This is a genomic window from Nonomuraea sp. NPDC050478 (genome assembly GCF_044458265.1).
Classification (GTDB): Bacteria; Actinomycetota; Actinomycetes; order Streptosporangiales; family Streptosporangiaceae; genus Nonomuraea; species Nonomuraea ferruginea.
The window spans coordinates 752,301-772,658 of sequence record NZ_JBITHT010000001.1 but is presented as its reverse complement, the minus strand read 5'-3'; the positions used below and the strand labels follow the sequence as shown (position 1 = coordinate 772,658).

Sequence of the window (20,358 nt, the reverse complement as noted above, 5' to 3'; positions counted from 1 at the left end):
GCTCACTCATCGCCCGCCCGCACGGCCGTACCGAGGAGGTGGAAGGAGAACGGAGTACGCGCCGGAGGGAACAGGAAACGATCCAGACGATCGACGCGGAACCCGGCCCGCCGGATCGCGGCCTCGGCGTCCCGGCCAAGATGGCAGCCGCCGACCATGAGCGGCCAGATGGTGGCATCCAGCACGTCCTGCACCCTGGCCAGGCCGGACGTGCCGGCGCGCTCGTGCTCCAGGAAACGCAACTGCCCGCCAGGCTTGAGCACCCGCCGCGCCTCGGTCAGCGCCGCACCGACGTCGGGCAGCGAGCACAGCACCATGCAGAATACCACGCCGTCCACACTCGCGTCGGCCACCGGCAGGTGCCCGGCGACGCCGGGCACCACGTCCACGGGGACGGCCGTCTCGGCAGCGGCGGCCCGCTCGCGCAGGCGCGGCTCCACCGCCACCACCCGCGTCACCTCGGCCGGGTAGTGCGTGAAGTTGACGCCGTGCCCGGCGCCGACCTCGACCACCTCGCCGCCGAGGCCGGCGAGCAGCTCGCGGCGGCGTTCGGTCATGCCGCGCTCGTCCATGGCGGCGGCCATCTTCGGATATATCCGGCCGAACAACGGCCGCCGCCTGCTCGCCTTCGCTGCGCTCATGCCGGTCACCAGGCCACCGGCAGAGCGGTCAGCCCGCCGGTCAGCGTGCGGGTGTCGAAGGTCAGCTCCTCCACCGGGCAGCCCAGCTCCAGGGTGGGGAAGCGGGCGGCGAGCTGGGAGAAGACCACCTGCAGCTCGATCCGTGCCAGCGGCGCGCCGACGCAGTAACGGGCGCCGTGGCCGAAGGTCAGGTGCGGTACCGCGGGCCGGTGGAGATCGAACCGGTCAGGGTCGGCGAAGACAGCAGGGTCGTGGTTGGCCGCGCCGGTGTCCAGCAGCACCAGGTCCCCGGCCCGGACATGGACGCCGGAGATGTCCAGGTCCTCCCGGGCGTAGCGGGGGATGCCGCCGCCGCCGAGGTTCGGGGCGCGCAGGATCTCCTCCACCGCGGCGTCGATCCGGGACGGGTCATCTACCAGGGCCCGCCACTGGCCGGGCGTGGACAGCATCCGCAGCACGCCCCGGCCAATCGCGGTGACCGTGGTCTCGTGCCCGGCGAACAGCAGGAACATGCCCATCGCGGCGGCCTCGTCGTCGCTCACCCCGTCGGTGGCGGCCAGCCGGGAGATCACGTCCGCGTCCGCATCACCGGTGGCGCGCTTGCGGGCCACCAACTGCCGCCCGTAGGTGAACAACGAGCCCAGCCCCTGAGCCGAGCGGGCCCGGTCGGTGATGTCAGCGGCTTCCTGCGTCCAGCCGCGAAACTGCTCGCGCTCTTCGTACGGGACGCCGAGCAGCTCACAGATGACCGTGATCGGCAGCGGCAGCGCCAGCGCGGCGTGCAGGTCGGCGGGCGGCCCGGCGGCGGCCAGCTCGTCGAGCAGCCGGGTGGTGAGCGTCTCGACTCGGCCGCGCAGTGCGCGCATCCGCCTGGGCGAGAAGTGCGGCTGCAGCAGCGAGCGCATCCTGCGGTGGTCGGGCTGCTCGGTGTCGAAGCCGCCGAGGGGGCCGCCGAACAGCTCTGATTCGCCGGTGCGGGAGGCGTGTTCGGGCTCGGGGTGGGCACGGCCCAGTCGGGGGTCGTCCAGCAGGGCGCGTACCTCCTCGTACCCGGTCACCTGCCAGCCGGGGTCGCCGACGGCGGTGCGGATGGCGTGGATGGGGCCCGAGGCCTGCAGCCGGCGCAGCAGCGGCGGCGGTCGTAGAGGGCCGGGCTGGTCGTAGGGGAGCTGAGCGGGGGCGGACGACATGACTCCTCCATGAGGTAAACGCAGCTTTGTATACTCCGGTATCTATTAAGCTAGATGTATACTCCGCCTTATACAAGTGGAGGTGGGATGAGCGACCATGACGCCGGGCCGGCTCGGCCGGTGCGCAGGTTGCGCCGCGCGGAGCGGCGTGAGCAGATCCTGGACGCGGCCACCCGCGCCTTCGCTCGCGCCGGATATGTCGCCACCGGCCTGGACGACATCGCCGCCGAGGCCGAGCTGACCCGGGCGATGCTGTATCGGCACTTCGACTCCAAGGCCGACCTCTATCGGGCCGTGCTGGACCGCGCGTGCGCGCGACTGGCCGAGGCCACCGGCGCCGACCACTTCGACGAAAGCTCCATCCCCGCCCTGCTGCGCGCCGCCGAGGCGGACCCCGACGGATTCCGGCTGCTGTTCCGCCACGCCGCCCGCGAGCCCGACTTCCGCGAGCTGATCGACACCATCCAGGCCGCCTCCCGCGAGATCGCCCACCGCAACCTCGCCCGAGCTATCCCCGCGGGGCCGTGGCTCGACTGGGCAGCGAACCTGATCCCTGCCTTCACCCTGGAAGCCGTCATCACCTGGCTCGACGCCGGCCGCCCGGACCCCGACCAGGCCGCCGCCCGCATCAGCCAGGCCGTGCACGGCATCATGGCCGCCGCTCAATCCGGCCGCTGAATTTCGGAGAATGCCGGCCGGATCCTTGAGTTCGCAGCCTGGCCGGTGCATATCCAGACATTGCAGACAAACCATCGCATGTCGAGAATTTCTTTATATGGCAGTCTTGTCGCTTTTATCGGATCATTCTTTGCCTTTCTCATGATGCTGCCCGAGATTCCGATTCCGACGATGGCGGGAATGTAGAAGCCGATCACTATATGCGGACAGCCGAAGACCGCCGTAGCAGTCAGCCAAACAGAAATGAGCTGTGCCGCGCCGCGATCCGGTGCGTCGTCGATTCGCTGGTGATCAGTTCTCATTCGTTCGCCATCCAGGATCGACGGGAAAGTCATGCGGTACAACCGACGGGGCGCCATGCTGGCCGCCGCGATATGCACGATGTTGGGCGCCATGGGCGGCATGGGCGGCGTGGCCGCGCACGCCGAGAGCGCCGTCCAGTCCGAGACCCGGCTGGTCCGCCCGTCGCCGCCCCCGGGCAAGGACGATTCCCGTCCCCCGGCCGGCCACCGGGTCTGCGGACCTCCTTACATCACCGGCGACCCCGACCTCGGGCCGACCGTCCTGCCGAGGACCGGTCATCTGGGCGCGATCCTGCGCGGCTACGTGCCGCTGGGCGAGCTTTCCCCGCAGCATTTCCTCTCGCGCTACTGGGACTACACCACGAACAACTACCGCTTCCCGCCCGACGCCGGCTTCGGCCGTTCCGGCGATTTCCCGAACGGCCGGCTGCTGCGTAAGACGACCTTCCTGCAGGCCGGCATGAAACTCGACCGGTTCGGCGGCTATTCGGGGTCGTTCCTGGCGCCGATGGGCGACCTGTACATCAGGCGAGGGCTGCCGCCGCGTAACCTGAACACCAACCCCGATGACCCCCAGCACCTGTGCAACTATCACGCGTTCCGAGTTCTCAAGTCGTTCCGCGTCGAGGTGGGCCCGGCCGCGCCCGCGTTCCAGATGCCGGGCGGCGGCACGCAATACCACGTGATCAGCAGATACTTCCCCGAACTCCCGCAGACGGACGACGAGGTCCCGGTGAGCTGGCTGCTGGCGAACAAATACCTGAAGGAGATCACACCGGTCACGTCCGCCCAGCTTTTGATCGACGGCAAGTGAACCGTCCAGGGCCCCGCCGCCCTGGCCGAGACGCGCCTCAGCTCGTCCAGTGACGGAGTTTCTGGGGGTTGCGTACGGCCCAGATCCGCTTGATCCGGTCGCCCGCGACCTCGAACGCGAACACCGTCACGGTGACGCCGTTTTGCTGAGCCACCAGACCGGGCTGACCGTTGACCGTACGCTCCAGGATCGTCACGTCGCCGGGCTTCTGATCGGCGATCTCGACCAAGGCGCGCGCGACCTGCCCGCCGCCTTCGATGGGATGCAGGAAGGTGGTGGCGAGGCCGCCGCCGTCGGCGATCGCCGTGGCGTCGGGGTCGAGCAGGCGGATCAGGGCGTCGATGTCCTTGGCCTCCCACGCCTGCTTGAAGTCCTTGACGATGCCGGCCTGCTGGGCTGTCGGACTCGCGGGGCTCCGCGATTCGCGAATGCGGCGGCGGGCGGAGGAGGCCAGCTGGCGGCATGCCGCCGGAGTCCGGCCGACGATCTCGGCCACTTCGGCGAAGGAGTGGCAGAAGACATCGTGCAGGATGAACGAGACGCGTTCGGCCGGGGTCATCGATTCGAGCACGACCATGAAGGCCATGTTGACCGACTCGTCCAGGGTGACCCGGTCGGCCGGGTCGACGGTCGCACCGCCCGGCCGCCCGCTGATCCACTCCGTACGCTCGGGCAGCGGCTCGGGGATCCACTCGCCCACATACCGCTCCCGCCTCGCGCGCGCCGAGCCGAGCACGTCCAGGCAGATGCGCCCGGCGACCCTCGTCAGCCAGGCGCCGGGGGACTCGATGGCGTCCTGCTGCTGCCGGGACATGGCGTACCAGCGGGCGTAGGTCTCCTGTACGACATCCTCCGCCTCGGCCAGGGAGCCCAGGAGCCGGTAGGCGAGGTTGATCAACTGACGCCGCTCGCTCATGAGCGCACTCAGGCCGTGTCCTGGCTCGGATCGGGTGGTCATGGTGTCGACGGCTCCCTCGGTCGCAGCTGCCCTCATTGTTCGACGAGACAGCGCGCCGAACTGTGAGGTCGGCACGTCACCTCACATTCGCGGGGACTGCGTCGTCGTACTGCCGAGACGAACACGTCATCCAGCGAACAGGAAGCTTCATGACCACCTCAACGCCGGCAGCACCGTTCACCCACCCGGCATCCGCGCAGCGCCTGGAGCGGGCGGCCGCCGCGCTGACGGACCACGGCTTCACCGTGGAAATCCTCGACGACGGCGCCGCCGCGCGTACCCGCGTCAAAGAGCTGATACCCGAGGGCGCCAGCGTGTTCACCGGGGCCAGCGAGACGCTCCGCCTGTCCGGCATCGAGGAGGACATCAACACCAGCGGGCGCTACGACGCCGTCAAGCCACGCGGCCTGGCCATGGACCGCGCCACCCAGATGCGCGAGATCTGGCGGCTCATGTCCACCCCCGACGTCATCGTGGGCAGTGTCGCCGCGGTCACCGAAACCGGCTCCCTCGTGGTCGCCTCGGCCACCGGAAGCCAGCTGCCCGGCTACGCCGGCGCCGCAGCCCACGCGATCTGGATCGTCGGGGCGCAGAAGGTGGTGTCCGACCTGCCCACCGCGCTGCGCCGCGTCGAAGACCACTGCCTCCCGCTGGAGAACGACCGCGCCATGAAGGCCTACGGCGCGCCCAGTGCCCCCAACCGCCTGCTCATCCTCAACGCGGAACCCCAGCCCGGACGCGGCACCGTCCTGCTGCTCCGCGAGACCATCGGATTCTGAGCCACAGAAGCCGTCACCGCAGGCGTGCGAGACGTCGCCGCCCCGGAGAGTGCCCGGCGCCACACCGGCGCCGGGCACTCTGGTCCCGCGGCCAGGTCTCATCGTGCCGCCACGAACCCTTCACCATCCGGCCGGGCGCGTCCGCCTGCACGGACAGGTGCGCTTCGGCGACTCGTCAGGGCTCAAGGTCGGCCGCGGCTCTGCCGCTGGCGACGTCGAACGGCACAGAGACCTGGTCGTGCGCGACGACCCAATGGTCGTCGGTCTTCCGGAAGCAGAACGTGGCCCGGACCCACATGCCCTTCGTCGCCGTCCCGTTCTCCAGCGTGCCGCTGAGCCGACCGAAAGCGTGGCCGAACGCCACGTCATCGCCAACGGTGAGCGTCAGGTCGCGAAGCTCGTAATCCACATCCCGGAAGAACGTGAACGCCTTCCTCCAGTTCGCCATCTTCGCCTCGATCCCGACGTGTTGCAGCGGCGGCTCGACGTCGAAGGAGACGACGTCCGTCGCGTAAAGCCGCCTCAGGGTCTCGAGATCCTTGGCCCGGATTCCTTCGACGATCGTCTCGACCAGCCGCTTGATCTCGGCTTCGTCTACCTCACGGTGCGCGGACATCGTCACTCATCACTTCCCATCGGTGGGATCTGGGCTTGTCACCAGTCCGACGACACAGCACCCCGGGATGTCAGGCCCGCCCCGGTCATCGACCGCGTTCGGCGGTCTGGTCCCGCAGAGTGAGGCGCGCCCGAGGAACACGACGGCGGCGATCCAGCCCCACGAGGTGCACCGCGTGAGTGAAGGCTCATGGTGCGGTCGCCGCTCCGTAGAGATCACGCAGCCAGACGGTCCACGCGTGGGACGAGTCTCGCTCGGAGCGGGTCTGGACGCCGTATTCGTACACGCCGACGGCCACCGGGGAGCCGAAGCGGTTGCGGCCGAAGGCGCGGTAGAGGGCGTCCTCGGTGCGCACGCCGATGAAGGCGTCGTCGTGGAAGTCGAGCACCCCGGCCTTGGCGGCGGCGCCGGGCACGGGCAGGGTGAGCTCGGAGCCGGTGGGCGTGTCCGCCGCGATACCCCAGGCGGAGCGGATCCTGTCGAGCGCGTCGGCGGTGATCGACGACTTCGGCGCGAGCGCCTCGAAACGTCGGAAGCTCCGGCCACGGAAGTACCTGAGGTACTGGCTGAGGGTGTGCATGTACAGCTCGGTGTGGCGGCGCGCCCCTTCGTACTCGTTCTCCCAGTCGTCGACGAAGATGCCGCTGTGCACGTACCGGAGGTACGAGCCGCCCGGGGACGGGGTGATGTCGAACGAGATCTGGTTGAACCAGTCGCCGATCTCCGTCCGCAGCACCCCCCGGCTGGGCGGTTCCCACACCACGACCGTGCTCCGGGACAGGTCCAACGGGATCGACCAGGCGGCGGAGTCGCGCGTCACCGCGTGCCAGACGTCCTCTGGCTCAGCGGGCAGTTCGCTCTCCCGCTCGATCCGAAAGTCCCTACTCATGGGCGAGCTCCGATCTCATGGCGGACAGTCTGCAGCGACATGAAGTTTTTGTCTAGACAACAATCATCTTATGGACAAAAATAAATGTCGGTGATCGCACAGGACCTTCACCATCCACCCCGAAGGGATCGACCCATGACCAGCGCCCGCTTCCCCCTCGCCCTCGGACCGTTCGCGGCCGCCCTGTTCATGGCCGTCGCGACAGTCGAAGCGATCTCCCGGCCGGCCTTCGATCTGACCAGACACGCGATCAGCATGCTCAGCCTCGGCGACCGCGGCTGGCTGATGGCGAGCACCTTCGTCATCAGCGGGATCGCGGTCATCGCGCTGGCGATCGGGCTGCGCGAGGCGCGGGCCGGTCGGCCGCGCACGGTCGCCGGTCCCGTCCTCACCGCGATCTTCGGCGCCGGCCTGATCTTGGCCGGGATCTTCCCCGCACCCGCGGGCCTCGGCTTCCCCGAGGGCACTACTCAGGATCTGCAGCCGGTGATGACCACCACCGCGATCATGCACTCCGTCGCCTTCAACCTCGCGTTCGGCTCGCTGATCGCCGCGACGTTCGTGTTCGGGCGGGCGTACGGCCGCGAGCGCGCCCGCCTCTGGCAGGTCGTCTCCATCGCGACCGGCGTGGCCCTGCCCGTGCTCATCGTCTCGGGCATGGCGGTGCTGATCCCGACGGGGGTCGCCTTCTACATGGCGGCGGTCCTCGCCTGGCTGTGGCTCGCGGCGATCGCCCTGGAGCACGCGAAGCGGGTCCGCGTGTAGATGGTTCTGCTGTGCTCGATGGCTCAGCGTGGCGGTGGGCCTTGGAGAATCGTCTTCTCGAAGGCTACGACGAAGACAGCCGAGCCCAGCTTCGCCGCCGACGTCAAGGCGTTGCTCGGGCCGGAGGCGATCGCGCTGGGAAACGAGCCCGATGTGACGGGCTATGCGTCCCAGCCTCGGTCGCCGGCTTGGACCAGGCCTGATTCGTACGCGAGGACTGCGAGTTGCACACGGTCGCGGAGGTTCAGCTTGGTCAGCAGACGGGAGACATAGGTCTTGACCGTGGCCTCGGTGAGGAACAGCGCGCCGGCGATCTCGGCGTTCGATCGACCTCGTGCGACCTGCCGCAGCACGGCCGCTTCTCGTTCGGTCACGTTGGGCAGCGGAGCTGGACTGGTGGAAGGCGCTGTGGCGAACCGGTCGAGTAGCCGGCGGGTGAGCTTGGGAGCGAGCATCGCCTCGCCCCGGGCCACGACGCGCACCGCGTGCACCAGGTCATCGGGAGGGACGTCCTTGAGGAGGAACCCGCTGGCGCCCGCCCGCAGGGCGCCGTACACATATTCATCGAGATCGAAGGTGGTCAGCGCCATCACGCGGACGCCGGGCTGCCGCGCAACGATCCGCCGGGTGGCTTCGATGCCGTCCAGCCGGGGCATCCGTACGTCCATGAGGACGACGTCGGGGCGGTGTTCGGCACAGGCGGTGACGGCTTCGACTCCGTCTCTGGCCTCGGCGACGACCTCCAGGCCGCCTCTTTCGAGGATGAGTCGGAAGCCTTCCCGTAGAAGCGCCTGGTCGTCGACGATCAACACGCGGGTCATGCCGGTTCCAGGGGAAGGACGGCGGCGACGGCGAACCCGCGGTCGGGCAGTGGGGCGGCTTGCAGCGTTCCACCGTACAGCGCCGCCCGTTCCCGCATTCCGATCAGGCCGTGTCCGGTTCCGGCGGTGCCCGGGCGTCCGCAGCCGTCGTCACGTACGTCGATGCGCAGCTCGTCGGCGCTGAATGTCACTCCCACGCTGACCTCGGTGGCGGCGTTGGCGTGGCGGCGCGCGTTGGTCAGCGCCTCCTGCACGATCCGGAATGCTGCGAGGTCGAGGCCGGCGGGCAGCGCCCGCGGCGCCCCGGCCACGGTGAACTCCACGGGAAGCCCGGATTTCCGAGCGTCGTCGACCAGTGTCTGCAGGCCCGACAGTCCGGGCTGGGGTGAGAGCAGGCCGACCTCGTCGGTGTCGCGAAGCATGGTGACTACCCGTCGCATTTCAGCGAGGGCGCCGTTGCCGGTGCGTCGGATAGTGGCGAGAGTACGGCGTACCCGGTCGGGGTCGTCGGCGACCATCTGTTCGGCCGCGCCCGCCTGTACCACCATCACGCTCATCGCGTGTGCGACGATGTCATGCAGTTCGCGGGCGATGCGGGTGCGTTCCTCGATGACGGCCTGTGCCGCCTGTTCGGCTGCGGCGACCTCGGCCGCCACCGCCCGCCGCTGAGAGGACCGGGCGTGACTGGCCATGATCGACTGCCAGCGGCCGAAGGCGAAGCAGACGCCCACAACACCCCAGTGGTACAGCATTTCGCCGAACCCGCCGAGCAGATCGATGAGCAGGTCGGCGTAGATGAGGGCCGCGCCGGCCATAGCCGCACCGATCCACGGCTCGCGTCCCTTGCCATGGCGCGCCACCGAGAACACGGCGATCAGGAACGGCACGAACTGCCCGAAGAACAGCAGGAACCCAAGCTGGGCCGAGGCGCACAGCCCGACAATCGTCACGGCGGTCGTCGGGATCGGGTGGGTGCGCCGCCACCACAGCGAAGCCGCGACGACCAGCACCTGCACGCTCGTCGCGAGCGGATCCCCGTCGCCCTGCCGCGATCCGAGCGGAAGCCATATCTCGGTGAGGCCCGTGACGAGTACGGCCAGACACAGGCCGACATCGGCGGTCCGGCGCCACCACACGTCCATGGGGGTCAACTGTAGGGGACGGGCAGGTCGAAGACATCAGCCCGAAGTTGACACCGCTGACCACTTTCGGCCGACTACAGCGACGAGCCGCTCAGACTTGACTGTCGCACGTGACACGACACCTTCGCATTCTCATAGCGGTCTGCCTCCTCGCGTTTGCCCTGCTCAGCGTCGGCTTCATGGCCCTACAGCCCGAGCTGCCCGATGACCGGGCGCAGTGGCTCGCCACGATCGCCGACGCGCGTGCGGGCGCGTCGGCCGCCGCCCAGATGTTCCTCTGGTCCCAACTGCCGTTCGCGGTCGCGGTCGTGGGGCTGGTCGCCTGGCTGCGGCCGAGGTTTCCGCGGCTCACGATCATCGGTGGCGTGTTCGGGGTGCTCGGCGCGTTCGGCCACACCGTAGCCGGCGGTTGGACGCTCACCCAGGTCGTGATGGCCGATGAGCCCGCCTACCGTGACGCCTACTCCCAGCTGATCGCCGCGCAGGAGCAGTCGGCCCTGATCGTCCCGTTCCTCCTGATCGGTGTGGTCGGCACCGTAGTGGGCATGCTGCTGCTGTCGATCGCCCACTTCCGTTCGCACGTGCATCCGCGATGGGTCGGCCCGGTGCTGTGGGTGTGGCTCGCGGTGGAGTTCGTCGGCAGCGGCATCAGCCCGTGGGCGATGTACCTGTCCGGGCTGTTGCTTCTTGCCGGTTGCAGTGGGCTCGCGGCCGGCCTGCTCGCCGCACGCCAGGACGAGTGCGGGTCTTTTGCCGTGACTGACTGAGCTGAGGGTTCCGCTCCTGAAAAACGGTGTGGCCTAGGGGAACCGAAGCGAAGGCGAAGACGGCAAATGATTCGAGTTCTTCAACTCCGCAGACTCGCTCACGCGAATGGTACGCTTTCGCGATCAGTGGCCGTTCTCTGGCCTGTAGCAGAAGGCATACGTCGATGCGCCGTTCACCAGTGCTCTTGTCCGCCGTACTCATCGGCCCCGCGGCGATGCTCGCAACGCCGGTTCCGGCCGAGGCCGCCATTCCTGATGTGGTGCGAGCCGTGCAGCAGAAGCTTGTCAAGGGCGCGAGTATGAAGTTCACCCAGTACGGCACCGTCACGTTCAACGGCAGAAACAGATCCGCCAACAACATGGCCCGCGTGTTCCGCTTCAACCCGATCCAGGACGGAAGGCTGCAACTGGGCAGGAACGGAGTCGCCGCGGTAGGGCTCACCCGCCGGGTGAACTTCGACAGGGAGAACCTCCCGCTCGCCAAGGAACACGCCGCCGAAGGCGATCTGGTCGCGAAAAGCCTGCTCACTCAGACTCGGCCGCACCGCTGGGTCAACACGAACGGCTGGTTCTACGACACGGGGCGGTTGTGGACCGCCGGCCTGCCTGAGGGAAAGACCTGGGCGCGGCGCGGAAAGGGCACCCCCGCGGCCACGGCTTTCCGTGACCAGGTCATCAACATCTTCGAGATCCGAACGCTCAAGACGCTGATTGCCGACGCCGACGAGCGGAAGTTCGGCCTGCCGAATCCGGCCGGCAAAACTCCGGCCATGAGGAAGACCGGATGGTATTCGGGCTCCATCACGTTCGGCGAGCTCTACAAATTGTCGCCCACATTTCGTGAGGTGGCCGGGAAGCGGCCTGACGCGAGTATCGCAAACAGGGCCGTCGGCTGGCGCCTCATTTTCGATGCGAATGGCCTGCCCTTCCAGTTCGGGTCGGGCTGGAGTGTCGAGGACAAGCGGAAAGGGGCCAACGGCGGCGCTGTGATCAAGGTTGTGTCCTGGGGTCCCGCCACGACCATCGCACGGCCGAAGCCGGCTCAGGTCGGCGTCGTCCGCGCTCCCGCTGGAGGCCTGCCGGCGTTCGACACCATGGTCGACATGAACGAAGCCGCCCTGTAGCGCGGAATCGGATGCGGACGGAAGGCGTGCCGCTGCGCTCACGTCTGAACGCAAGGGATCGCGCGTCGGCGCGGCAACTTGCCGGCGTTCACCGCTTGGACGTGGTGCGGCGTCTGTCGGTCGTGCTTCAGCGCGGTCTGTTCGAGCGGGACGATCCATGGATAGTGGAGCAGCTCCGGCAGCGTATGCGCCTGCTGTGTGGGATGCCCGGCGCGGGCCACCAGCAGGGTGGGCTCGTTGTAGAGGGGGATCTGGTGGAGGCCGGGGCAGTCCTCGATGGGGTTGAGCGATGTAGAGGCGGGTCGCGGTCTGTTCGTCGGAGGCGGCGCTGCGGATGACCTGCGGGAGTCGGAGATCTTGGATGAGGTCGATGGCCGGCTGGGGACCGAGTTCGGGCCGAAGTCGCTGGAACGCACGATCGCGGCCGCGGCCGAGCAGGTGATCGACCCCAACGAGGCGGCCCTGGTCGACTTGCGGAAACGCCTGTCGAAGTGTGATCGCAAGCTGGGTCAGTACCGCTCTGCCCTCGATGCCGGAGGGGACCCTATCGAGATTGCCGGATGGATCAACGAGACGAAGATTGAACGCGCCCGCCTGGTGGGTGAGCTCAAGGCCGCCCCGGCCGCGCAGCGCATCAGCGTCGCGGAGATCAGGTCGGTGATCGAGGAGGTCGGCGACCTGGTGCGGCTGGTCGGTGAAGCGGACCCGGACGACAAGGCCGCGCTCTACACCCAGCTCGGCCTGAAGCTCACGTTCTACCTGGAAAAGCAGTATGTGGAGGCCCGGATCGCTCCGGAGCCCCCACATGTGCGTTCGGTTTGTGTCCGAGGACTGAGCGCCACCGGACGCACATGGCCCACCGCCATCCCTGTTCCCATACACCACATCTACCTGGCCTGACAACGTTCGTGCCGGGCAGGCAGCTCCGCGTCATCTATTCAGGTTTGGACATGTCTGCGCTTGTCCTTTGAAACTGCCAGTCGAGAGCGCGCCGTTCGGGATGCCGTAGGAACGTACCGAGTACGCCGCACAGCAAGCATGATCCGGCGAGGGGCTTTGAAGGATCTGCCTGACTTTGTCGAGCTCTGTGCTTAACATGTGCGCGGGGATGGTGAGGGGATGGATTTCGAGGAGATCAGCGCGCTGCGACGGCAGAGTGCCGCGTGGCGGTTACTGCGTGCTGATCATGCGGCTCTGGTGTTGGGCTTCCTCGGACGGGTGTTCGTCGATGAGAACGCACGGTCGGTCTCGGCAGCGGACTTGGCGGGTCGGCTGGACGATGAGCTGTACGCGCTGAACGAGCGGCTGGGCGAGGGAACGTTCCCGAAGACGGCCAAGGCATACCTGGATGACTGGGCCGATCCCCGGGCAGGCTATCTGCGCAAGTACTACCCGGGAGGCTCGGACGAGCCCTACTACGACGCGACACCCGCAGTGGAGAAGGCGCTGGTATGGCTGCGGTCGCTGACGGAGCGGTCGTTCGTCGGCACCGAGTCGCGGTTGAACACGATCTTCGATCTGCTTCGGCAGATGGTGTTCGGGGCCGAGGCTGACCCGGAGACCCGCCTAGAGGAGCTGAGGCGGAGACGTCAGCAGATCGACGAGGAGATGGCGCGCGTGGCGGCCGGGGATTTCGAGCCGCTGGGCCCTACCGCACAGCGTGAGCGTTACCAGCAGTTCACGAGTACGGCGCGGGAGTTGCTGGCTGATTTTCGTGAGGTGGAGGCGAACTTCCGGGCGCTCGACAGGCGCCTGCGGGAGAAGATCTCCACCTGGGACGGGTCCAAGGGCGCGCTGCTGGACGACATTCTCGGAAACAGGGAGAGCATCGCCGACTCCGACCAGGGCAAGAGCTTCCAGGCGTTCTTTGACTTCCTGCTGTCGAGTGCTCGCCAGGAAGAACTGGCCGGGTTGCTGGAGCAGGTGCAGGCGCTGGAGGAGATCACCGAGCCGGATCCGCGGATGCGGTATGTGCACCATGACTGGCTGGATGCCGGTGAACGTACTCAGGCGACCGTGCGTCAACTGTCAGAGCAACTGCGGCGCTTCCTGGACGACCAAGTGTGGGCGGAGAACCGGCGTGTGGTGGAGATCGTTCGGAGCATCGAGAAGCATGCCCTGACCATGCGGGCGTACAGGGACCTGCCGGTGGCCACAGAGCTAGAGGGGACCGCTCCGGAGCTCGGGTTGCCGATGGAGCGGCCTCTGTATACGCCGCGGGTGCGGCGGCCGATCAACAGCGCGTCGATCGAGGCGGGCGGGCAGGAGTTCGAGGCCGACGCACTGTTCGAGCAGTTCTACGTCGACCGGGCGGAATTGGCGGCTGGGGTGCGGCGGGCACTGGCGGGCCGCGCACAGATAGCGCTGGCCGACCTGGTACGTGGGCGACCTTTGACGCATGGGCTGGCCGAACTGGTGAGTTATCTGGCGCTCACCGACGACTCGTTCTGTGTGGTGTTCGATGAGGCGCGCGTCGACGAGGTGGACTGGTTCGATGAGGAGGGAACCGAGCGGCGGGCGAGGCTGCCGCGGGTCACCTTCGCCCGAACGGAGGCGAGCCCTTGAGCGCGGAGTTGTCGCTGGCGGTGACCCAGGTGATGAAGGGTGTGGTGTACCGCGACACCCATGAGAAGGCGTGGCGGCATCTGCTCGATCTGCACGCGCAGGTCCGCGACCACGTGGCGGTTCTCGGGTTGTCGCTGGTGATCGACGAGGCCGAAGGATACGCATTCCTGCGCTCGCGGCCCGAGCAAGATGGAGAGGAAGGGCCGCCTCGGCTGATCCCACGCCGGTCGCTGTCGTTCCACGTCAGTCTTCTGCTGGCGCTGCTGCGCAAACGACTGGCCGAGTTCGACGCGCGTGGTGGCGATACCCGGCTGATGTTGACCAGGGATCAGATCGCGGAGATGTTGGCGATCTTCCTGCCGGAGGGAAGCAACGAGGCGAGGCTGGTCAATCAGGTCGACGCGCACATCAACAAGGTGGTCGAGCTGGGCTTTCTTCGGCGGGTCACCGGTCAGGACAACCTGTTCGAGGTACGGCGGATCCTCAAGGCGTTCGTGGATGGACAATGGCTGGCCGGGTTCGAGCAGGGCCTGGCCACGTACGCCGCTCAGCTGTCCGGGACGGAGGAGACGCTGTGACGGAGGCGTTGTTCAGCCCGGTGGAGCTTGTCGGCGACGAGGAGAAGAGCCTGGCGGGGTACCGGCTGAGCCGGCTGGAGCTCTACAACTGGGGCACCTTCCACGACAAGGTGTGGACCTTCCGGATCGACGGGCGCAATGGCCTGCTCACCGGCGACATCGGCTCGGGCAAGTCGACGATCGTGGATGCGGTGACCACGTTGCTGCTGCCTGCGCACCGCATCGCCTACAACAAGGCCGCCGGCGCGGAGACCAGGGAACGCAGCCTGCGTTCGTACGTCCTGGGATTTCACAAGTCGCAGCGCAACGAGGAGACCGGCACCTCCCAGCCGGTGGCACTGCGCGGCGCGGACTCCTTCTCGGTGCTCGTTGGTGTGTTCGCCAACGAGGGGTACGAGGCGATGGTGAGCCTGGCGCAGGTGTTCTGGATGAAGGACGCCAACCAGCCGGAGCGGTTCTATGCGATCGCCGATCGTGACCTTTCGGTGGCCGCCGACTTCGCGGACTTCGGCACCGACATCGCCGCGCTGAAGCGGAGGCTGCGCGGAGCCGGAGCCCGGACATATGACGCCTTTCCCGAGTACGGCCGGGACTTCCGGCGCCGGTTGGGGATCGAGTCGGAGCAGGCGATGGAGCTGTTCCACCAGACGGTGTCGATGAAGTCGGTCAGTGACCTGAACGAGTTCGTCCGCGACCACATGCTGGAGCCGTTCGACGCCGCCGCCTGGACGGCCAAGCTGATCGCGCACTTCGACGATCTGACGCGTGCGCATGATGCGGTGAAGCGGGCGGAGGAGCAGTTGGCGGCATTGACGCCGCTGCTGGCCGAATGTGAGCGCTACGAGGCGTTGCGGACGGAAATCGGTGGGCTGGAGGGGCAGCGGGAGGCACTGCGGTACTTCTTCGCCGACCGTAAGGCCCGGCTGCTACAGCAGCGGATCGACCAGCTTGGTGAAGAGCTGAGCGACCGGCAGCGAGAGAATCAGGAACTCGCTGGTCGAATCGGTGGCCTCAACCGGCGACTGGACAGCCTCGTAGCCGAACGGGACGGCAAGGGCGGAGCGCGGATCGGTGAGCTGGAGAAGCTGATCGCCGAGGCCGGGCGGAGCCGGGACGACCGGGCCGGCCGGGCCAGAGTGTTCGCCGACCGGCTGACCCGTGTCGGCCTGGCACCCGTGGACACCGCGCAGCAGTTCGCCGTACGGCTCCGGGAGATCACCGCCATGGCGGCGGCCACCGAGCAGAAGCGTGCGGAGCTCCAGACAAGCCTGGAAGAGTTGGGGCTGGAACGGCGGCGGCTCGCAGAGCGGGCGGAAGAGCTCAGCAAGGAGATCCTCAGCCTGCGCAGTCGTAAGAACAATCTGCCGAGGAAAAGTCTGGAGCTGCGGGCCTGGCTCTGCGGCGAGCTCGACGTACGGGAGAGTGACCTGCCGTTCGCCGGGGAGCTGATCCGGGTCCGGGCGGAAGAAGCCCGGTGGGAAGGCGCCGCCGAACGGCTGCTGCGCCCCTTCGCGCTATCGATGCTGGTCCCCGAAGACCTGTATACCGAGGTGTCGGACTGGATCAACGAGCACCATCTCGGGACCCGGATCGTCTATTACCGGGTCCCGGCCGTTCTCCCGGCCTGGAGCCGGGACATCCGGGAGAACGGTCCGGTGCTGGCGGCGAAACTCGAGATCAAGGACAGCGAGTTCTACCCGTGGCTGGAGCGGGAGCTGGTGGTGCGAGCCGGTCATCTGTGCGCCGAGACGATGACCGAATTCCGCCGCGCCGCGTATGCCATCACCACTGCCGGTCAGATCAAAGGCGGTCGTGGCCGGCACGAGAAGAACGACACCACACGCATCGACGACCGCAGCCAGTACGTGCTGGGCTGGACCAACGAACAGAAGATCGACGCTCTGCTCAGACAGGCGGCCACCGTCCAGGAACAGCAGAACACCCTCCACACCCGGCACGGCCTGCTGCAAGGTGAACACGGCACCTGCCTGGACCACATGAAGGTGCTGACCCAGCTCGCAGAGACGATTGACTTCACCGAGCTGGACTGGAATGGCCAGGTCAACCTGATCGAGGACCTGGCCGCGGAGCTGGCCAAGCTACGGCAGGCCTCCAGCGAACTCGAACGCCTCACTGACGAGATCGATGCCGTCGACATCGACCTGAAACGGGCCCAGCTCGATCAGGAAGCCTGTCTGAAGAGCATTGGCGGCCTGGAGAGTCGGCTGAAGACCGCCGACGAAGAGGTCGGCAGATCCGCGACGATCCTCGCTGAACCGGCCGCTGCCGGGGCCGTGACACACTACGGCGACTTGGAAAAGGCATTCCCCGGCACCGGTGACCCGGCGGACTGTGACCCGGCCCAGGCCGAGGCGGGTAAGAACCTGAGCGAGAAGATCGACCGGCGGCTCAAGTCGCAGAACAGCCTCGCTGGCAGAATCGCCACTCAGATGGCCTCCTTCCGCGGCAGATACCCGAACGAGACCACCGATTTCGATGACTCGGTCCACTCCGCGCCGGGCTACCGAGAACTGCACGATCGGCTTGTCGGCGACGATCTGCCCCGCTTCCGCGAACAGTTCAAGACCTACCTCAACATCAACACCATCAACGACATCGCCGGGTTCAGCTCAAAGCTCAGCCAGCAGGCCGACCTGATCCGCCAGCGGGTCGGTGTCATCAACGACTCCCTGCTCGCCGTCGAGTACAACCCTGGCCGCTACATCCGCCTGCAGGCCGAGCCGAGCCCCAACACCGACGTACGTGACTTCCAGGCTCAGTTGCGCGAATGCACCGCAGGGACGCTGTCGGGCAACGCCTCCAACCAGTACTCGGAAGAGAAGTTCCTCCAGGTCAGCCGGCTCATCGAACGGTTCCGTGGCCGCGACGGCCTGACCAGCGAGGACCGTGCCTGGACCAAACGCGTCACCGATGTCCGCAACTGGTTTGTGTTTTCGGCCTCCGAACGCAACCGCTTCGACGACTCGGAACATGAGACGTACTCCGACAGCAGTGGCAAGTCCGGCGGGCAGAAGGAGAAGCTCGCCTACACCATCCTGGCGGCCTCGCTGGCCTACCAGTTCAAACTCGAATGGGGTGTCACCCGGTCCAAGACTTTCCGGTTCGCGGTGATCGACGAGGCGTTCGGCCGCGGCTCGGACGAGTCGACCCGGTTCGCGCTCAAACTGTTTCGCAGCCTCGGACTACAGCTCATGATCGTCACACCGCTGCAAAAGATCCACATCATCGAGCCGTTCGTGTCGGCCGTCGGCTACGTCGACAACGTCAACGGCCAGTACTCCCGGCTGCAGACCCTCACCATCGAGGAGTACAAGGCCCGCCAGATCGCCCGCGCAGCCGGTCTGCGCCTATGACCTGGACGACGCCCGACGACGTCCGGGCCTTGCTCATGAAGCGGTGGTCGTCCGGCAAGTACCTGACCTCGCTCGCGACAGGAGAACCCTGGCAGCCGATCGACGTGCCGATCCGCGGACCCCGCCCGAGCGAGCTGGCGGCGCGGTTCGAGCAGGTCCGCACCTGGGTCGCCCAATGGGAGAAGCAGACCCGGCTGCGCGTGGAGTACAAACAGGTCGGCGGTCGGACCATCGGCGCGAACAGCATCCCCGCCCGCGCCTGGATCGACGATCAGGACACCCTCTGGGCCCTGCTCAAGACCAGCGGTGACGTCCGCGCCTTCCGTACTCTCCACGCCGATGCCGCTGGATCACCCCAGATCGCCGCCTGGATGGCCGCCAACCCCATGAAGGTGCTGGCTCTCGCCGACACCTGGCCATCGATCATGGCGACCGTCCACTGGATCGACCAGCATGCTCACCCGGGCGTATACCTGCGGCACATCGACGTGCCCGGCGTCGACACCAAGTTCATCGAACGCCACAAGGGGGCGTTGACCGCGCTCCTCGACGCTCGACTCGACCCGTCCCGCGTCCGCGACGACCTGCCACGTTCGGACTTCGAAGGACGGTACGGCTTCCGTAAGAAGCCCCAGCAGGTCCGCTTCCGCCTGCTGGACGGCGCGCATCTGGCCGGTTTCACCGACCTCACCGTACGCGCCGAGGAGTTCACCACCCGCCCAGCCTCGGTGACCACCGTGTACGTCGTCGAGAACGAAGCCAGCTATCTGGCCTTCCCCGCCGTGCCTGGTGGCATGGCCGTCTTCGGCAGTGGTTACTCCGTCGGCGTGCTGGAATCACTTCCGTGGCTGGCCGACACCGCCCTGATCTACTGGGGCGACATCGACACCCACGGCTTCGCCATCCTCGACAGGCTCCGCGGCCGGTATCCGCACGTCATCTCCATGTTGATGGACCGGGACACCCTCATGGACCACCAAGCACACTGGGCCAGGGAACCCAGCCAGGTTACCCAGCCCCTTGCCCATCTGACGGCGGCCGAGGCGAGCCTGTGGCATGAACTGCGCGCCCACAGCCACGGGCCCTCGATCCGCCTTGAACAGGAACGTATCCGTTTCTCCGCGATCAGCGAAAAGATCCAGGCGAGTGCGGGCTTCGCGGGTGCCGCACAGGGAGTGATGAACGGCGAATGACGAGCATGCCCGAGCGGATCGGCCGCTACACCGTGGTCAAGGAGTTGGGTTCCGGGGGCATGGGGGAGGTCTATCTCGCTTACACCCCAGGCGGCGATCCGGTGGCGGTGAAGCTGATCCGGAGCGACAAGCTCGATCCGCACACGCGGGCGCGCTTCGAGAAGGAAGCGCTGATCGCGCGCACGGTGATCGGCACGAACAGGGTGGCGCGTTTCCTGGATGCCGATTCGTTCGCGGACAGGCCTTGGCTTGCCATGGAGTACGTGGCGGGACGCACGCTCCTGGCGAGTGTGGACCAGGACGGCGTCCTCCCCTTGCCGCTGGTCGCCAGTCTAGGCATGCTCCTCGCCGAGGGCTTGAGCGCCGTACACGCCGCCAAACTGCTTCACCGGGATCTCAAGCCACAGAACGTCATCATGGGCAGAGAAGGCCCCATGATCATCGACTTCGGGCTCGGGGCCTTCATGGACACCTCGATGGAGTCCCTGTCGCACAGTGGCATGATCATCGGGACGGTACGGTGCATGCCTCCGGAACAGGCGAGCGGGAATCCGAGGGTGACGTCGGCGGCTGATGTGTATGCGCTGGGAACGGTGCTGTTGTACGCGGCCACCCGCCACTATCCGTACGACGGTGCGGGGTGGGAGGCCGTGGCCATGCAGGTGACGAACCCTGACCTCGGCCCGAACTTGAACGGCGTGCCGGCTGGGCTCAAGCCGTTGATCTCCTCGATGCTCGCCCATGATCCGGAGGCACGGCCGACTCTTGATGCCACGGCCGACGCATGCCGGGAACTGCTGAAGTCCGCCGGATTGACGCCGGCCGACGCGCGACTCGCGTTGATCGCGCGCACCACCACCGGAAACCTGCCGGACCCGGCGAAGGAGTTGCTGACGCCATCGGTCGAGAAGCTCCTCGAAAATCAGGGCGAGATCGCCGACGCTGGGGAGTCGCCTCTTGATGGTGGTCAGGCTGACACTCCGACGGCGGGAGGTGAGCAGGAGCCCGAGCGATCTGAGGCGACGCCGAGCAACGGGCCCGGAAGCGGGCGCCCACCAGTGTCCAAGCGGGTCGCTGATGAATTGAGGGCGGAGTACGCGGTGGATGCCGAACTGTGACGGCGCGCGCCCGGTGTCTGATGGGACGCTTGGCGGAAGAACGC

Annotated in this window: 20 protein-coding genes; 12 read left to right on the top strand and 8 right to left on the bottom strand. The window is 67.3% G+C overall.

Going from position 1 to position 20,358, the window contains the following annotated elements; translation table 11 throughout:
* Window positions 1–2: 2 nt before the first annotated feature.
* Together ACIBF7_RS03590 and ACIBF7_RS03585 are read right to left on the bottom strand one after the other, a co-directional pair.
* On the bottom strand, window positions 3–641 hold the full coding sequence (locus ACIBF7_RS03590) for a class I SAM-dependent methyltransferase (RefSeq protein WP_397196328.1): 639 nt from the start codon (window positions 639–641) through the stop codon (window positions 3–5).
* Between the two features lie 5 nt (window positions 642–646).
* Window positions 647–1,831, bottom strand: coding sequence for a cytochrome P450 (locus ACIBF7_RS03585; protein WP_397196327.1), 1,185 nt, complete (start codon window positions 1,829–1,831; stop codon window positions 647–649).
* An 87-nt stretch (window positions 1,832–1,918) separates the two neighbouring features.
* Here ACIBF7_RS03585 and ACIBF7_RS03580 point away from each other — a divergent pair, with 87 nt between their 5' ends.
* The gene (locus tag ACIBF7_RS03580; protein ID WP_364228986.1) at window positions 1,919–2,509 is read left to right on the top strand and encodes a helix-turn-helix domain-containing protein; all 591 of its coding nucleotides are present in this window, start codon (window positions 1,919–1,921) and stop codon (window positions 2,507–2,509) included.
* Here the strand turns inward: ACIBF7_RS03580 and ACIBF7_RS03575 are convergent.
* Window positions 2,494–2,904 carry a hypothetical protein gene (locus ACIBF7_RS03575; protein ID WP_397196326.1) on the bottom strand — a complete coding sequence of 137 codons (411 nt, stop codon included), beginning with the start codon at window positions 2,902–2,904 and terminating at the stop codon, window positions 2,494–2,496. The two genes, ACIBF7_RS03580 and ACIBF7_RS03575, sit on opposite strands and share 16 nt — an antisense overlap.
* On the opposite strand from ACIBF7_RS03575, the gene ACIBF7_RS03570 reads away from it, so the two are divergent.
* A complete protein-coding gene (locus tag ACIBF7_RS03570) occupies window positions 2,891–3,625 on the top strand; it encodes a TNT domain-containing protein (protein WP_271280138.1) in 735 nt (244 codons plus the stop codon). The two genes, ACIBF7_RS03575 and ACIBF7_RS03570, sit on opposite strands and share 14 nt — an antisense overlap.
* A gap of 37 nt (window positions 3,626–3,662) precedes the next feature.
* Here the strand turns inward: ACIBF7_RS03570 and sigJ are convergent, their stop codons facing one another.
* Window positions 3,663–4,583: an RNA polymerase sigma factor SigJ gene (sigJ, locus tag ACIBF7_RS03565; protein ID WP_345483129.1), complete on the bottom strand. Its 921-nt coding sequence runs from the start codon at window positions 4,581–4,583 to the stop codon at window positions 3,663–3,665.
* Window positions 4,584–4,732: 149 nt separating this feature from the next.
* Between sigJ and ACIBF7_RS03560 the strand changes: the two genes are divergently transcribed.
* A complete protein-coding gene (locus ACIBF7_RS03560) occupies window positions 4,733–5,362 on the top strand; it encodes an LUD domain-containing protein (RefSeq protein WP_271280136.1) in 630 nt (209 codons plus the stop codon).
* 175 nt (window positions 5,363–5,537) lie between these two features.
* Here ACIBF7_RS03560 and ACIBF7_RS03555 read toward each other — a convergent pair whose 3' ends face one another.
* On the bottom strand, window positions 5,538–5,978 hold the full coding sequence (locus ACIBF7_RS03555; RefSeq protein WP_397196325.1) for a YybH family protein: 441 nt from the start codon (window positions 5,976–5,978) through the stop codon (window positions 5,538–5,540).
* Window positions 5,979–6,165: 187 nt separating this feature from the next.
* A complete protein-coding gene (locus ACIBF7_RS03550; protein ID WP_397196324.1) occupies window positions 6,166–6,867 on the bottom strand; it encodes a hypothetical protein in 702 nt (233 codons plus the stop codon).
* 135 nt (window positions 6,868–7,002) lie between these two features.
* On the opposite strand from ACIBF7_RS03550, the gene ACIBF7_RS03545 reads away from it, so the two are divergent.
* Window positions 7,003–7,632, top strand: a complete 630-nt coding sequence (locus tag ACIBF7_RS03545) for a DUF998 domain-containing protein (protein WP_397196323.1) — start codon at window positions 7,003–7,005, stop codon at window positions 7,630–7,632.
* Between the two features lie 161 nt (window positions 7,633–7,793).
* On the opposite strand, the gene ACIBF7_RS03540 is transcribed toward ACIBF7_RS03545, so the two are convergent.
* Window positions 7,794–8,453, bottom strand: a complete 660-nt coding sequence (locus ACIBF7_RS03540; RefSeq protein ID WP_148035694.1) for a response regulator transcription factor — start codon at window positions 8,451–8,453, stop codon at window positions 7,794–7,796.
* Window positions 8,450–9,595 (bottom strand): sensor histidine kinase, encoded by a 1,146-nt coding sequence (locus ACIBF7_RS03535; RefSeq protein WP_397196322.1) that lies wholly within the window; start codon window positions 9,593–9,595, stop codon window positions 8,450–8,452. Before ACIBF7_RS03535 ends, ACIBF7_RS03540 begins: the two co-directional genes overlap by 4 nt.
* 110 nt (window positions 9,596–9,705) lie before the next feature.
* On the opposite strand from ACIBF7_RS03535, the gene ACIBF7_RS03530 reads away from it, so the two are divergent.
* From ACIBF7_RS03530 to ACIBF7_RS03495, 8 genes are all read left to right on the top strand, one after another.
* On the top strand, window positions 9,706–10,362 hold the full coding sequence (locus ACIBF7_RS03530; RefSeq protein ID WP_397196321.1) for a hypothetical protein: 657 nt from the start codon (window positions 9,706–9,708) through the stop codon (window positions 10,360–10,362).
* A gap of 185 nt (window positions 10,363–10,547) precedes the next feature.
* Window positions 10,548–11,486 carry a hypothetical protein gene (locus tag ACIBF7_RS03525; RefSeq protein WP_397196320.1) on the top strand — a complete coding sequence of 313 codons (939 nt, stop codon included), beginning with the start codon at window positions 10,548–10,550 and terminating at the stop codon, window positions 11,484–11,486.
* A gap of 276 nt (window positions 11,487–11,762) precedes the next feature.
* A complete protein-coding gene (locus tag ACIBF7_RS03520) occupies window positions 11,763–12,386 on the top strand; it encodes a hypothetical protein (protein ID WP_397196319.1) in 624 nt (207 codons plus the stop codon).
* Window positions 12,387–12,605: 219 nt separating this feature from the next.
* Entirely contained in the window at window positions 12,606–14,051 is a 1,446-nt protein-coding gene (locus ACIBF7_RS03515) for a DUF3375 domain-containing protein (protein WP_397196318.1), read from the top strand.
* Window positions 14,048–14,629, top strand: a complete 582-nt coding sequence (locus ACIBF7_RS03510; RefSeq protein WP_397196317.1) for a DUF4194 domain-containing protein — start codon at window positions 14,048–14,050, stop codon at window positions 14,627–14,629. The genes ACIBF7_RS03515 and ACIBF7_RS03510 overlap by 4 nt, the downstream gene beginning before the upstream one ends.
* The gene (locus tag ACIBF7_RS03505) at window positions 14,626–18,003 is read left to right on the top strand and encodes an ATP-binding protein (protein WP_397196316.1); all 3,378 of its coding nucleotides are present in this window, start codon (window positions 14,626–14,628) and stop codon (window positions 18,001–18,003) included. The genes ACIBF7_RS03510 and ACIBF7_RS03505 overlap by 4 nt, the downstream gene beginning before the upstream one ends.
* Window positions 18,000–19,196 carry a Wadjet anti-phage system protein JetD domain-containing protein gene (locus ACIBF7_RS03500; protein WP_397196315.1) on the top strand — a complete coding sequence of 399 codons (1,197 nt, stop codon included), beginning with the start codon at window positions 18,000–18,002 and terminating at the stop codon, window positions 19,194–19,196. The genes ACIBF7_RS03505 and ACIBF7_RS03500 overlap by 4 nt, the downstream gene beginning before the upstream one ends.
* A gap of 5 nt (window positions 19,197–19,201) precedes the next feature.
* Window positions 19,202–20,314, top strand: coding sequence for a serine/threonine-protein kinase (locus tag ACIBF7_RS03495; RefSeq protein WP_397196314.1), 1,113 nt, complete (start codon window positions 19,202–19,204; stop codon window positions 20,312–20,314).
* The last annotated feature ends 44 nt before the right edge of the window (window positions 20,315–20,358 follow it).